General features: G+C 62.0%; 12 protein-coding genes. 9 read left to right on the top strand and 3 right to left on the bottom strand.

Features of this window, described 5'->3' with window-relative positions:
- Positions 1 to 7 precede the first annotated feature (7 nt).
- The 8 genes from IV89_RS03345 (at position 8) to IV89_RS03380 (ending at position 9188) form a co-directional block, all read left to right on the top strand.
- Positions 8 to 1231: a urate hydroxylase PuuD gene (locus IV89_RS03345; RefSeq protein WP_037942818.1), complete on the top strand. Its 1224-nt coding sequence runs from the start codon at positions 8 to 10 to the stop codon at positions 1229 to 1231.
- A 73-nt stretch (positions 1232 to 1304) separates the two neighbouring features.
- Complete coding sequence (gene mutL / locus IV89_RS03350) at positions 1305 to 3203, top strand: DNA mismatch repair endonuclease MutL (protein WP_037942822.1); 1899 nt, start codon at positions 1305 to 1307, stop codon at positions 3201 to 3203.
- Positions 3200 to 4441, top strand: coding sequence for a DNA recombination protein RmuC (gene rmuC, locus IV89_RS03355; RefSeq protein WP_037942824.1), 1242 nt, complete (start codon positions 3200 to 3202; stop codon positions 4439 to 4441). Before mutL ends, rmuC begins: the two co-directional genes overlap by 4 nt.
- A 143-nt stretch (positions 4442 to 4584) precedes the next feature.
- A complete protein-coding gene (locus tag IV89_RS03360; protein ID WP_037942825.1) occupies positions 4585 to 5904 on the top strand; it encodes an FAD-dependent oxidoreductase in 1320 nt (439 codons plus the stop codon).
- Positions 5901 to 6662 (top strand): DUF1365 domain-containing protein, encoded by a 762-nt coding sequence (locus IV89_RS03365; RefSeq protein WP_037942827.1) that lies wholly within the window; start codon positions 5901 to 5903, stop codon positions 6660 to 6662. Before IV89_RS03360 ends, IV89_RS03365 begins: the two co-directional genes overlap by 4 nt.
- Entirely contained in the window at positions 6659 to 7900 is a 1242-nt protein-coding gene (locus tag IV89_RS03370) for an MFS transporter (protein WP_037942829.1), read from the top strand. The genes IV89_RS03365 and IV89_RS03370 overlap by 4 nt, the downstream gene beginning before the upstream one ends.
- The gene (locus IV89_RS03375) at positions 7897 to 8460 is read left to right on the top strand and encodes a DUF3833 family protein (protein WP_037942831.1); all 564 of its coding nucleotides are present in this window, start codon (positions 7897 to 7899) and stop codon (positions 8458 to 8460) included. The genes IV89_RS03370 and IV89_RS03375 overlap by 4 nt, the downstream gene beginning before the upstream one ends.
- The gene (locus IV89_RS03380; RefSeq protein ID WP_005850208.1) at positions 8457 to 9188 is read left to right on the top strand and encodes an SDR family NAD(P)-dependent oxidoreductase; all 732 of its coding nucleotides are present in this window, start codon (positions 8457 to 8459) and stop codon (positions 9186 to 9188) included. The genes IV89_RS03375 and IV89_RS03380 overlap by 4 nt, the downstream gene beginning before the upstream one ends.
- Positions 9189 to 9224: 36 nt before the next feature.
- Here the strand turns inward: IV89_RS03380 and IV89_RS03385 are convergent, their stop codons facing one another.
- The 3 genes from IV89_RS03385 to IV89_RS03395 are packed head-to-tail and all read right to left on the bottom strand — an operon-like array spanning position 9225 to position 11562.
- A complete protein-coding gene (locus IV89_RS03385) occupies positions 9225 to 10280 on the bottom strand; it encodes a saccharopine dehydrogenase (RefSeq protein WP_037942833.1) in 1056 nt (351 codons plus the stop codon).
- The gene (locus IV89_RS03390; protein ID WP_037942835.1) at positions 10277 to 10897 is read right to left on the bottom strand and encodes a glutathione S-transferase family protein; all 621 of its coding nucleotides are present in this window, start codon (positions 10895 to 10897) and stop codon (positions 10277 to 10279) included. Before IV89_RS03390 ends, IV89_RS03385 begins: the two co-directional genes overlap by 4 nt.
- A gap of 11 nt (positions 10898 to 10908) precedes the next feature.
- On the bottom strand, positions 10909 to 11562 hold the full coding sequence (locus tag IV89_RS03395) for a histidine phosphatase family protein (protein WP_005850200.1): 654 nt from the start codon (positions 11560 to 11562) through the stop codon (positions 10909 to 10911).
- Between the two features lie 211 nt (positions 11563 to 11773).
- Between IV89_RS03395 and fdhF the strand changes: the two genes are divergently transcribed.
- A complete protein-coding gene (gene fdhF, locus IV89_RS03400; protein ID WP_037942836.1) occupies positions 11774 to 14542 on the top strand; it encodes a formate dehydrogenase subunit alpha in 2769 nt (922 codons plus the stop codon).
- Position 14543 lies beyond the last annotated feature (1 nt).

Genomic DNA, 14543 nt, shown 5'->3' on the forward strand with positions numbered 1-14543 from the left:
CCACCCCATGTACGATATGGCCGCCATTGGCGCTTGGATCGAGTTTGCCGTTCGCTGGGTGCATGTCATCACGGCCATCGCGTGGATCGGGTCGTCGTTCTACTTTATCGCGCTGGATCTGGGCCTGCACCGCGACCGCAACCTCAAAACCGGCGCGGACGGGGAAGAATGGCAGGTCCACGGCGGCGGGTTCTATCACGTGCAGAAATATCTGGTGGCCCCCGCGCAGATGCCCGACGATCTGATCTGGTTCAAATGGGAAAGCTATTCGACGTGGCTTTCCGGCTTTGCCTTACTGATCCTGGTCTACTACCTCGGGTCGGAATTCTATCTTGTCGATCCCACTGTCGCAGAACTGGCGAACTGGCAGGCCGTGGGGATTTCCCTTCTGTCGCTCGGCTTTGGTTGGCTGGTTTACGACCAGATCTGCAAAAGCAAATTCGGCGATAACAACACACGGCTGATGATCGGCCTCTATGTGATCCTTGTGGGGATGGCCTATTTCTATACCTCGGTCTTCTCGGGGCGTGCAGCGTTGCTGCATCTGGGCGCGTTCACCGCGACGATCATGTCGGCGAATGTGTTCTTCATCATCATGCCGAACCAGCGGATCGTGGTGGCCGACCTCAAGGCGGGGCGGGTGCCGGATGCGAAATACGGCAAGATCGCCAAACAGCGCAGCACACATAATAACTATCTGACCTTGCCGGTCATCTTCCTGATGCTCAGCAACCACTACCCGCTGGCCTTCGCGTCGGAAATGAACTGGCTGATTGCGGCACTGGTGTTTCTGATGGGGGTCACGATCCGCCATTACTTCAACAGCCTGCACGCGCGTCAGGGCAATCCGACGTGGACATGGGCGGTCACCGCGCTGTTGTTCGTCACGATCATGTGGCTGTCGACCGCGCCGATGTTCCGCAGCGTCGAGCCGGAAGAGGCGACCGGCCCCGCACTGCGCTTTGCCCAGGCCGAAGGGTTTGACCGGGTGCAAGATATCGTGCGCGGTCGGTGCAGCATGTGTCATGCGGCAGAACCCGCGTGGGACGGGCTGCTTTGGCCGCCGAAATCCATCCGGCTTGAGACAGAACATCAGATCGCCAGCGCGGCCAAACAGATCTATTTGCAAGCAGGCGTGACCGATGCGATGCCCCCTGCCAACTTAAGCCATATGCAGGCCAGCGAACGCGCCGAGATCGTCGCCTGGTTCAATGCAGCCACACAGGATTAACCTCGCCGACGAGCGTTAACCATCCGTATTCGCGGCTTTCAGAATCGCGCGCCTCTATGCTAGGTCTAGAAGCATGGCGCATCCAAACCCCAATATAAGCGAAAATCGCCCGGTGATCCGGCAGCTCGACGACTCGGCGATTAACCGTATCGCCGCCGGAGAGGTCGTTGAACGCCCTGCCTCAGCGGTCAAGGAACTGGTCGAGAACGCAATTGATGCGGGCGCGCGGCAAATCACGGTCGAATATGCCGATGGTGGCAAGACCCTGATCCGCGTCACCGACGACGGCTGCGGCATCGCCGCGGACGATCTGACGCTGGCGCTGTCCCGGCACGCGACCTCGAAGATCGACGGGACGGACCTGCTGAACATCCACACCTTCGGTTTTCGCGGTGAAGCGCTGCCCTCGCTTGGGGCTGTCGGGCGGCTGACCATTTGCAGCCGTGTTGCGGGACAGGACGGGGCAGAGATTTCGGTCAACGGCGGCGTGACCGGCCCTGTGCGCCCTGCTGCGCTGAATGGTGGCACCGTCGTCACCCTGCGCGATCTCTTCTTTGCTACGCCCGCACGGTTGAAGTTCCTGCGCACCGATCGCGCCGAGGCGCAGGCGATCTCTGACATCATCAAGCGGCTGGCGATGGCGGAACCCTTCGTGCGTTTCACCCTGCGCGATGTGTCCGGCGACGGACCGGGCCGCGAGGTGTTTCGCGCCGAGGCCGAACAGGGCGATATGTTCGCCGCGCTGCACGGGCGTTTGGCACAGGTGTTGGGGCGCGAATTTGCTGAAAACGCGCTGGCCATCGATGCCGAACGCGAAGGGCTGCACCTGACGGGCTATGCGGCCCTGCCGACCTATTCGCGCGGCTCTGCCGTGACGCAATACCTGTTTGTGAACGGGCGTCCCGTCCGTGACAAGCTGCTGGTGGGGGCGTTGCGCGGGGCCTATTTCGACCTGCTGAGCCGTGACCGCCATCCCGCCGCCGCATTGTTCGTCGATTGCGATCCCAAGCTTGTGGATGTCAACGTCCACCCGGCCAAATCCGAAGTGCGCTTTCGCGATCCCGGACTGGCACGCGGGTTGATCGTATCGGCGCTGCGCCATGCACTGGCGGATGCGGGGCACCGTGCCTCGACCACCGTGGCGAATGCGACCTTGGGGGCGATGCGCCCCGAACAGCCCGGTGCGCGGGTGTATCAGATGGACCGCCCCTCGCTTGGTGCGCGCAGTGCTGCCTATCAGGCGCAAGCGCCCGAACCCGGCTTTGCCGAAACCGCCGGCATGTGGGGCCGTGTTGAAACGCCCCCCCAGTACGAGGCTGGCGGTGCTGACGTCCAGACCCACGACACTCGGACCCACGACGCACACACGCCCGCCGCCGAACCCGCGCCGGACTTCCCCCTTGGGACCGCGCGGGGACAGGTGCACGAGAATTACATCATCGCACAGACAGCGACGGGCATGGTCATCGTGGACCAGCACGCAGCGCATGAACGACTGGTCTATGAAAAGCTGAAACGCCAGATGGCCGAAAACGGTGTCGCGGCGCAGGCCTTGCTGATCCCCGAGATCGTGGATCTGTCAGCGTCGGACTGCGCGCGGCTGCTCGAGGTCGCGGAAGACCTCGCGCGGTTTGGACTGGGGATCGAGCCCTTTGGCGGCAGTGCCATTGCCGTGCGCGAAACGCCCGCGATCCTTGGCACAGTGGACGCCAAGGCGATGGTGCTGGATATCCTTGATGAGCTCGCGGATCAGAACGAAAGCAACACGTTACAGGCCCGGATCGAAGCGATCCTCAGCCGTGTGGCCTGTCACGGTTCCATCCGCTCGGGCCGCTGGATGCGGGGCGAGGAAATGAACGCGCTGCTGCGCGAGATGGAGGCGACGCCCCATTCCGGCCAGTGCAACCACGGCCGCCCCACCTATGTCGAGCTGAAGTTGAGCGATATCGAACGTCTGTTCGGGCGCACATGATCCAGCTTGGCGGTGAAACCTACGCGCTGACAGGCCCTGCCATGCTGCTGCTGATTGGCGGCGGGGGCGTGGTCTTGCTGGTGCTGATCCTGTTGGTGATGGCGGTGCGTGCGGCGGGGCGGTCGGCGCGGGTGGCGGCACCGCTGGCGCGACAGATGCAGATACTGGGCGGCCATGTACAACAGCTTGGCATGGGGCAGGAACAACTGCGCGGTGGTTTGCAAACCGTGTCGGATACCCAAGCCAATGCGCAGGCTCAGATGGTGCAAAGCATCGAGGCCCGCATGGCCCATGTGCAGCAGCAAATGCAGGACCGGCTGGCCGAGAACGCGGCCCGCTCTGCCCGGTCCTTGGCAGAGATGCAGGAACGCATGAGCGCGACACTTCACGGTTCCAGCAAGCAGACAACGACCAGCCTGACCCAGCTACAGGAACGGCTGGCCGCGATTGACAAGGCGCAGGACAATATCACCAAACTGTCGGGCGACGTGTTGTCGCTGCAGGATATCCTGAGCAACAAACAGACCCGTGGCGCATTCGGTGAAATCCAGCTTCACGATATCGTCTCTAAGGCGCTGCCAAGTGACAGCTATACGATGCAGGCGACGCTTTCCAACGGCAGGCGCGCGGATTGCCTGATCCACCTGCCGAATCCGCCCGGCCCGATCGTGATCGACAGTAAATTCCCGCTTGAAGCCTATGAAGCCCTGCGCCGTGCCAAGACGGAATACGAGGTCAAGGATGCTGCCCGCGCCATGCGGGTTGCGGTCAAGGCGCATATTCAGGCGATCACCACGAAATACATCATCGAGGGCGAGACCGCGGATGGCGCGCTGATGTTCCTGCCCTCGGAAGCCGTCTATGCCGAGCTGCATGCGAACTTCCCTGAACTCGTCCGCGAAGGTTTTGATGCGCGGGTCTGGATCGTATCGCCGACCACCTGCATGGCAACGCTGAATACGATGCGCGCGATCCTCAAGGATGCGCGGATGCGGGAACAGGCAGGGGCCATCCGCAAAACGCTCAAGATGCTGCACCGCGATGTCGAGATCGTGGTCGAACGTGTGGGCAAGCTGAACACCCATTTCGGGCAGGCCCGCGCCGATCTTGAAGGCTTGGGCACGGCTGCTGAACGCGCGGGTAAACGTGCGGCCAAACTGGATAATTTCGATTTCGAAGAACTGTCAGAGCAGGATAATCGCGTTGTGCCGCTTTCGCGCCCTGACAAACGGCCCTGACGGGCTATCTAAGCGAGGAGCCACGACAAGGGTGTCACAAAAAGTCGTAGTTAGTGTCTGATTAACTGCAACTCATGTACCGTCCAGCCCGTGTATCACCGAAAGTGCCGATACAAACCTGACAGACTGGAAATTCTCGCCTTATGCCATTTGAAGCCATCGACCCGCCACAGAACCACTCTTTGGCAGGCCACCGAAAGATTGCCGTCATCGGCGCGGGTATTTCCGGCATGGGGGCGGCGCATATGCTGGGCGACGACCATCAGGTGACCTTGTTCGAAAGCTGCCCCCGTCTGGGTGGCCACGCGCGCACGAAGATGGCGGGCAAGAAAGGCGACCAGCCTGTAGATACGGGCTTTATCGTGTTCAACTACGCCAATTATCCCAACCTCGCCGCGCTGTTCAAAGAGCTCGACGTGCCGGTGGTCAAATCCAACATGAGCTTCGGGGCCTCCATCGACGGGGGGCGGTTGGAATACGGGCTGATGACGCTGGATTCGATCTTCGCGCAGCGGCGCAATGCGCTGAACCCGAAATTCCTGCGTATGTTGACCGATATCGTGCGGTTCAACAGCACGGCGACCAAGCTGGCGCAGGACCGTACGCTGACCATCGCGGGGTTCTTGGACAAGCTTGGCGCGGGTGAATATTTTCGCAAATACTACCTGACGCCGCTGTCGGGCGCGATCTGGTCGACGCCGGTGGACAAGATCATGGATTTCCCCGCCTATTCCATGATCGACTTCTTCGAGAACCACGCCTTGCTAAGCCACACAGGCCAGCACCAGTGGTATACGGTTGAGGGCGGGTCGCAGGAATATGTGAACCGTCTGGGGGCATCGCTGACAGCCAAGGGCGTCGACATTCGCCTTGGCACGCCGGTGCAATCCGTCCGCCGCACGCCCTTGGGCGCACAGGTGAAAACCCATGGCGCGGAATGGGAAGCGTTTGACGAGGTCGTCTTTGCGAGCCATTCCGATGATACGCTTGCCCTTCTGGCCGACCCAAGCGCGGCAGAGCGTGCTACCTTGGGCGCGATGAAATACCAGCCCAACGACGTGGTACTACATGCCGATGCCTCTGTTATGCCCAAGCTGCGCAAGACCTGGGCCTCGTGGATCTATGCCGAGGATAAGGGGCAGAAGTCCGACCGGATCGACCTGACCTACTGGATGAACTCACTGCAACCGATCCCGATGGATGACCCGCATTTCGTGACGCTCAATACCAAGCGCCCGATCCGCGAAGAGCTCATCTATGATCAGGTCACCCTGCGCCATCCGGTCTACGATCTGGGCGCGCTGGCCGCACAAGAGCAGGTGCGCGCCTTCAACGGCACGCGGAATACCTGGTTCTGCGGCGCCTGGATGAAGCATGGCTTCCACGAGGACGGGCTGTCTAGCGCTGTTGACGTGGTGCAGGGGCTGCGGGCCAAGGCAAAGGTCGCACTGGCCGCAGAATGAGCGCCGGCGTCGATCATATCCGTGGTGTGACCTATCATGGGCGCAAGGGGGCGGTCGAAAACAGCTTTCGCTATTCGGTCGATTACGTGGTTCTGGATGCAGAGGCATCGCTGCAAACACCAGCGTTGTTCAGGCGCAACCGCGGGGCCGTGACATCGCTGTGGGACGAAGACCACGGCGGAGCCAAAGGCGCGGGTCGCGGGGCCGCGTGGGTGCGGGATGTTCTGGCACAGCACGATGTCACGGGCGTCGCGCGGATAGAGCTGATGGCGCAGCCGCGCGTGCTGGGGCATGTGTTCAACCCTGTCAGCTTTTGGCTGTGCCACCGCGCGGACGGTGCGCTGATCGCCGTGATATCAGAGGTATCGAATACCTTCGGTGACCGGCACAGCTATCTGTGCCACCACGATGACCTGCGCCCGATCACGGCCACTGATCATCTGCACGCGACCAAGATTTTCCACGTATCGCCATTTCAGCCGGTCGAAGGGGGATACAGTTTTCGCTTTGATATCCGCGCCGACCGTATTGGTGTCTGGATCGATTATACCCAGTCCGAAGGGGGCTTGATCGCCACCCTGACGGGCCGTCGTGGCCCTCTCACGAACCGGGCAATCCTGTGGTCGCTGCTGCGGCGTCCCTTCGGGGCGCGGCGGGTGTTGGCCTTGATCCACTGGCAGGCGCTAAAGCTTTGGTGGAAAGGCGGCGGCTATCGCCCGCGTCCTGAACCGCCAGTGAAAGACGTGTCGGGCACGTGACCCGTTCGGCACATCAACTGCCTGCCTATGCGCTGTTTGCGTCGCTTCTGGCGGCGGCGGGGCTGCCGATTTATATTCACGCGCCCAAGTTCTTTGTTGATGAATACGGGGTGTCTCTCGGGGCTTTGGGCACGGTGCTTTTTGCGCTGCGCCTGTTGGATGTGGTGCAGGACCCGTTGCTGGGGCGGCTATCGCAAGCCTTGCGTCACAGGCGTGGCACGGCTGTCGCCGTCGGTGTCGGCCTGATGGCTGTATCGATGTTTGCCCTGTTTGCAGTGCCGCCCCTGCTGCCGCCGCTGATGTGGTTCGCGCTGACACTGACGGGGGTGTTTTCGGCGTTCAGCTTTCTGACGATCTGCTTTTACGCGCAAGGGGTCGCCAAAGCCGCGCTGCTGCCCGGACGCGGGCATCTGGTGCTGGCGCGCTGGCGCGAGACGGGGGCGTTGCTGGGTGTCTGCGCGGCCTCGGTACTGCCTGTGATGCTGGGGCTGGTGATGGGGGCCCCGTTTACAGGGTTTGCCATCGGTTTTGCCGCGCTTGGTCTGGGCAGCGTTTTTGCCATGCGGGGCGAATGGCGCGGCGCGGATATCGCGGGGCCGACGGGGATCGGCGTGGTCCTGCGCGATCCGATTGCCCGTCGGTTGCTGCTGATCGCGCTGTTCAATGCGGCCCCTGTCGCGGTCACATCTACGTTATTTCTGTTCTACGTCGAAAGCGTGCTGCGTGCCCCGGGGTGGGCGGGGGCGCTGCTGTTGCTCTTCTTTCTTTCGGCTGCTGTGGCCGCGCCGTTGTGGGGCAAGCTGGCAGAGCGTTTCAGCCCCAAACCCGTCCTGCTGTCCGCAATGGGCTTGGCGATCCTTGTGTTTGCAGGGACTTTGCTGCTGGGGGCGGGGGATGTGGCGTGGTTCGTGCTGGTCTGCATCGCCTCTGGCGCGGTGCTGGGGGCCGACCTGACACTGCTGCCCGCGATGTTCTCCGCGCGGATGGCGGTGGTCGCCCCGCAGGCCGCCGAGGGGTTCGGGCTGTGGTCGCTGGTGTCGAAATTCGCCCTTGCCTTCGCGGCGATAACGCTACTTCCCACCCTGCAGGCGTCCGGCTTTGACAGCGGTACGACGGGCAATGGACCGGTGGCAATCTCGACGCTCATATGGCTCTATGCGGGCGTGCCTTGCGGGCTCAAGCTGTTGGCCATCGGTTTTCTGGCCGCCACGCCGATGCAAAAGGATGATGAAGAATGATGGACATGTTGCAGTTTGCTCTGGGGGCCGCAGTGGTGGCCGCAATCTGGCTGGCGCGGCGGCGGATCACCGATTTCCCTGCGCAAAAGCCGTCGGATTATGCGGATGACTACACTGTCTTTGACATGAGGAAACATCTGGACGGGGCGATGGTCTGCGAAGGCGTAATCTTTGGCCCCGCGGGGCGGGTCACCAGCAGTTTCGTGGCAGATTTCAACGTGACATGGGACGGCGACACCGCACGTATCGAAGAACATTTCGTCTATGACGACAACACGACCCAAGACCGCACATGGACGATCACATTGGGCGAGACGGGGCATTTCACCGCCACCGCGCCGGACGTCAAAGGCACGGCCAAGGGCCGCAACGTCGGTGCGACGGTGCAGTCGAAATACACCATCAGGCTGCCCGATGACGTGGGCGGGCACCTGCTGAATACCGTGGACTGGATGTATCTGACCGGCGATGGCACGATCATCAACCGCAGTCAGTTCCGAAAATTTGGGGTGAAGGTAGCCGAATTGGTCGCCACCATCCGAAGAAAGGACGCAGCATGACCGAATGGACAGGAAAACGCTATTGGCTGATCGGGGCGAGCGCCGGACTGGGCGAAGCGCTGGCACATAAGCTGGGCCGACTGGGGGCCGAGGTCATCGTCTCTGCCCGGTCTGAAGACAAGTTGGCGGCGCTGGTCGATGAACTGCCCGTTTCCGCAAGCTACCAGACCATCGACGTTCAGGATATCGACAGCATCCGCGCCGCGGTCAAAGCCGTCGGGCCGGTGGATGGCGTCGTCTATCTGGCGGGGGCCTATTGGCCCTTTGGGGCGCAGGCATGGGAGCCGGAGCATGCGACCACAATGATCGATGTAAACCTCACCGGGCTGGTGCGCGTGATGGGCGAAGTGGTGCCCGATATGGTCAAGCGCGACGCGGGCCACATCGTGATCACCTCTAGCCTGACGGCCTACCGCGGGCTGCCAAAGTCTATCGGCTATACGGCGTCCAAGGCAGGCACCTTGTCCTTGGCGGAATGTATGCACGCCGACCTGCGCAAGACCGGCGTGAAGGTGCAGGTGATCAACCCCGGTTTCATCCGCACGCAGCTGACCGACAAGAACGACTTCAAGATGCCCTTTTTGATGGAGCCCGAGGCCGCTGCGCAGCAAGTGGTCGAGCATATGAGCGGCAGCAGCTTTAAGAAAAGCTTCCCCTTCGGGTTCTCGCTTTTCTTCCGGCTGGCGCAGTTCCTGCCCGACGGCATCTACTACCGTCTATTCGGGTGACCGGATCGGGCGCGTGATCCGCCCGGTCTGATCGCGTCACACGGCGGCGCTGTGTTCTTCGAACAGCGCACGAGCCCGCGCCCAGACCGGCGAGGCATCTTCCGCCAGTGCCGAGAGCGTCGGCAGCAGCTGCGCGGCGTAGTCTTCAGAGCTTTCCAGCGGCAGCATCGAGGGCAGGTTGTCAATCGCGGTGACATCCAAAGGTGGGGTGTCATGCACGCGTAACGCGGGCTCTTCCCATGTGGTCGCGCGGTCATAGACCGGCACGGGGTTGAAGTCGCTGTCGGGATCGCAAGCGATATCGCCGATCACCCGCAGCGCGCGATCCCTGTCCAGCGCGCTTTTGGGCACGAAAACCGGTGTCTGCGGCCCCGCCAGAATGCAGTTGAAAAACAGCACATGCTGCAAAATCTCGGGGAATGGGCCGCCGTGGGCGGTCTCCTTCATATCCCATCCGGTGACCTTGATCCCCAGACGGCCGCAAAGATCTGCGGCACCGCTGCCAACCCGACCAAGTGCACCGATGACCAAAGCGTCGGGCGTGGCGAGCCCGTCGATCTCTGCCGCGAGGTCGCGGGTCAGCGCATCGGCGTTGGGGTAGGGGGTGATGGGGGCGACAGCGTGCCCACGGGTTTGGGCGGCCCAGCATTTGACGGCCACCGCCGCCCCCGCGAACCCCGCCCAATAGCCAAAGGCGGCGACGCGTCGGCCTGTCTCGTCGGTCAGATACTCAAGGTCCAGCAAGGTGCCGCCGCCCGCCTTGAAACGTTGTAACAGGATACGCCCCGCCGATTGACCCTTGTAGGCGTGACCGAACATGATGTGCCGGTGCACCAGCGGTGTGCCGTCCTCTGGCAGTTCCTTCAGGCCAAAGATGATCGCATCGGCGGGCGCGTCGGGCCAGCTGTTCTGTGGGGCGATGGTGCAGCCCGTGGCCGCATAGGCATCGGTCGCGATCACGCGGCTGTCCGAGGCTTCGACGGTGACGCGAAACCCCTGCGCCATCAACGCGGTAGCCCCTTCGGGTGTGATGCCGACGCGGGTTTCATTGTCGCGCTGCTCGGCGCGGACCCATAGATGTGGCGCGGTCATAGCATCCCCTTGTCTTTCACCGCTGCCACGCTGGCGCGGGCGGTCATCTGCTGCATGAATGTCGTGATCTTGGGGTAGGCCGCCGTATCCACGCCGTCGCCCTCAAGCCAGTTGCACACGACGAACAGATAGGGATCGGCAAGGCTGAAATCGTCGCCCAACACATAGGGCCCGTGCAGGATATCGCTTTCGACAAAATCGGCACAGGCGGCCATGGTTTCTGGCACCTGAGCCGTCATATCCTCGAAGCTGGATTGTTGTTTGGCCCACCGCGATCCGCGCATCTTGTGGGCATGGGCAACATGCATGGTAGAGGCGAGGTAGTACATCGCGCTGCGCATCTGTGCGGCGGCGGTCGGGTCCGTGGGGACCAGCCCGGCTTTGGGCGCAATGGCAGCGACATAGTCCAGCAGCGCACCGGTTTCGGTCAGGATCGTATCATCCCCAAGCCGCAGCGCAGGCACGCGCCCCTTGGGGTTGATCGCCAGATATTCGGGTTTCGTCTGCTCTGCCGTAGCGAAATCGACGCGCACCGGCTGATAGGGCAGGGCGGCTTCTTCGATGGCAATCGCCACCGCGACAGAGATGGTTCCGGGCGTAAAATATAGCGTAAGCATCGTTTTGCCTTTCAGATATGGGTCTGCGCGACACGGCGTGCGGGGGTATCCAGATGGGGCACCGCGTTGAAGAGCACCGGCGACCAGTGGCCGCCAATGGGGAACAGCCGGTGCATCGACGTGTGCATGATCGCCAGCGCGATGCGCGACATGGCCGGAATGCCCAGCCCCATCGCCTGCGCCATCACCATCGAGATCAGCCCCCCAGAGGTCACGACCAGCGCCGGCCCGTCCCCGTCCGAGATCTCTGATAGCACGGATTTGATGCGCCCTTCGAAATTGGCGTAGCTCTCGGGCGGGTTTTCGAGCCTGTCGCTTTTCCACGTCTCGAACACCAGCGGCAGGTGGTTGGTGAACCCGCCCTGTTCCGTGGGGAAAGGGATGCCGTGCTGCTGCTCCATCATGGTGGCGAGGGTGAAATACTCAAGCTCGTTCAGCCGCGCGTCGCGTATCGGTTCAAGCCCGGTGTTCATCCCCTCTGCCGTCTCGATATGGCGGCGTAGCGTGCCGGTATACAGCCGCGTGTGGTGGGTTTCGGACTGGCGCAGGTGGTCGCCCAGCCACGCAGCCTGTTCGTGACCAAGCGGGCTTAACTTGTCATAGCTGATTTCGTCCTTGGCCTGGGAATTTGCCTGACCGTGACGGATGAGGGTAATATGGGACATAGCGCGCCTTTTTCTGTTGCGCCATTGATAGGCAAGCCATGCGCGGGTGGAAAGCCTGCCCGCCCCTCGCATGTCGATTTTTTGCAGGCGGCCCCCCCGCGTCGCGTATCGGAAACGCCGGTGGCGCAAAAACGGGGCAGGGTGTCGGGAATATGACTGCCGTCACATGCGTGCCCTGCCTATACTGCGGGGCGGTACAGGAGGGTTCCCCATGGCGGATAAGGTAAAATTCACGCTCGACGGCGAAGAGGTCGAGGCCGACACCGGGCTGACCATCTGGGAAATCGCCAATGGGCGCGGTCTGAAAATCCCGCATCTGTGTTTCACACCGGAGCCGGGGTATCGCCCCGATGGCAACTGCCGTGCCTGTATGGTCGAGATCGAAGGCGAACGCGTGCTGGCCGCCTCCTGCCTGCGCGAACCGAGCGACGGTATGGTCGTCACCACCAACAACGCGCGCGCCGAAAATGCCCGCAAGATGGTGATGGAACTGCTGGTCACTGATCAGCCCGCCCCCGAAGTCGCCCACGATAAATCCAGCCACCTGTGGGACATGGCCGCAATGGAAGGTATCTCGGAAAGCCGCTTCCCCAAGCTGGAAGAGGGGCGCATCCCGTTGCTCGACGACAGCCATGTGGCGATGCGTGTGAACCTTGATGCCTGTATCCAGTGCAACCTGTGTGTGCGCGCCTGCCGCGAGGTGCAGGTCAATGATGTGATCGGGATGGCCGGTCGCGGGCACGACAGCTATCCGGTGTTCGACATGGCCGACCCGATGGGCGCGTCCTCTTGTGTGGCCTGCGGTGAATGTGTGCAGGCCTGCCCGACGGGGGCGCTGATGCCCGCTACGGTGGTCGATGACGCGCAGGTGGGCGACAGCGCCGACTTTGACAGCGAAGTCGACAGTATTTGCCCGTTCTGCGGTGTGGGCTGTCAGGTGTCGCTGAAGGTGAAAGACGGCAAGATCAAATATGTCGAGGGCATCAACGGTCCCGCGAACGAAGGGCGGCTGTGCGTCAAGGGGCGCTTTGGTTTTGACTATATCCACCATCCCCATCGTCTGACTAAACCGCTGATCCGTCGCAAGGACGCCCCGCCCAAAGGGCTGAACGTGGACCCGGGCAACTGGCAAACCCAGTTCCGCGAAGCCACCTGGGACGAGGCGCTGGATTTCGCTGCGGGCGGCATGAAAAAGATCGGCGGCGCGGGTGTGGCGGGCTTTGGATCAGCGAAATGCACGAACGAGGAAGCCTACCTGTTTCAAAAGATCATCCGGCAGGGTTTTGGTCACAACAACGTCGATCACTGCACGCGGCTGTGTCATGCCTCGTCAGTGGCCGCGCTGATGGAGAATGTCGGATCCGGTGCGGTCACCGCGACCTTCAACCAGATCGAAAACGCCGATGTTGCGATTGTGATCGGTGCCAACCCGACCGAGAACCACCCCGTCGCGGCGACCTTCTTCAAGCAGTTCGCCAAGCGCGGCGGCAAGCTGATCGTGATGGACCCGCGCGGTCAGGCGCTGAAGCGGCACGCGTCGCATATGCTGCAATTCCGCCCCGGCACCGATGTATCGATGCTGAACGCGATCATGCATGTGATTGTCGAGGAAAAGCTTTACGACCAACAGTATATCGAAGCCTATACCGAAAGCTGGGAGATCGAGAAAGCCCACCTGAAAACCTTCACCCCTGAAAAGATGTCCAAGATCTGCGGCATCGACGCGGAGGTGCTGCGCGATGTGGCGCGGACCTTTGCGGGGGCGAATGCGGCGATGATTTTCTGGGGGATGGGCATTTCGCAGCACATCCACGGCACCGATAATTCGCGCTGCCTGATTTCGCTTGCGCTGATGACGGGTCAGATCGGGCGACCCGGCGCGGGGCTGCATCCGTTGCGGGGGCAGAACAATGTGCAGGGCGCGTCTGACGCGGGGCTGATCCCGATGTTCCTGCCTGATTACCAGCCGGTGTCCGATGATGGCGTCCGCTCTGCCTTTACCGAAGTGTGGCAAAGCAGCGATTTCAGCAACAAGAAGGGCCTCACCGTGACCGAGATTATGGACGCGGTGCATGACGGGGATATTCGCAGCCTCTATGTGCTGGGTGAAAACCCGGCGATGTCTGACCCCGATGTCGAACACGCCCGCGCTGCGCTGGCCAAGCTCGATCATCTGGTGGTGCAGGATATCTTCCTGACCGAGACCGCGAATTTTGCCGATGTGATCCTGCCCGCCAGCGCCTTTGCGGAAAAATCCGGCACGGTGACCAATACCAACCGACAGGTGCAGATGGGCCGCCCCGCGGTGCCGCCACCCGGCGATGCGAAAGAGGATTGGTGGATCGAGGTCGAGCTTGCCAAACGCTTGGGGCTGGGCTGGACCTATACCGACCCGAGCGAGGTTTTCGCCGAGATGAAGCTGAATATGTCGTCGCTCAATAACATCACTTGGGACAGGTTAGAGAGTGAAGGGGCGGTGACCTACCCATCCACCAGCCCCACCGATCCGGGGCAGGCGATTGTCTTTGCCGATGGCTTCCCGCGACAGGACGGACGCGCACGGTTTACCCCTGCCAGCATCATCGCGCCTGACGACGCGCCGGATGACGACTATCCGATGATCCTGACCACGGGCCGGCAGCTTGAACATTGGCACACGGGGTCGATGACGCGGCGGTCCTATGTGCTTGATGGGCTGGAGCCCGAGGCGAACTGTTCGCTCCACCCGTCTACCTTACGCAAGCTGGGGGTAGAGCCGGGTGCCTATATCCGGCTCACGACCAAGCGCGGGTCGATCGAACTGATGGCGCGCGAAGACCGCGCCGTGTCGCCCGATATGGTGTTTCTGCCCTTTGCCTATGTTGAAGCGGCGGCAAATATCCTGACAAATCCAGCGGTTGACCCTTATGGCAAAATCCCCGAGTTTAAATTCTCGGCCGTGAAAGTAGAGGCCGCAACAGCCCCCCAACCCGCGGAGTAAC

This window comes from Sulfitobacter sp. CB2047 (assembly GCF_000735125.2).
GTDB classification, from domain to species: domain Bacteria; phylum Pseudomonadota; class Alphaproteobacteria; order Rhodobacterales; family Rhodobacteraceae; genus Sulfitobacter; species Sulfitobacter pontiacus.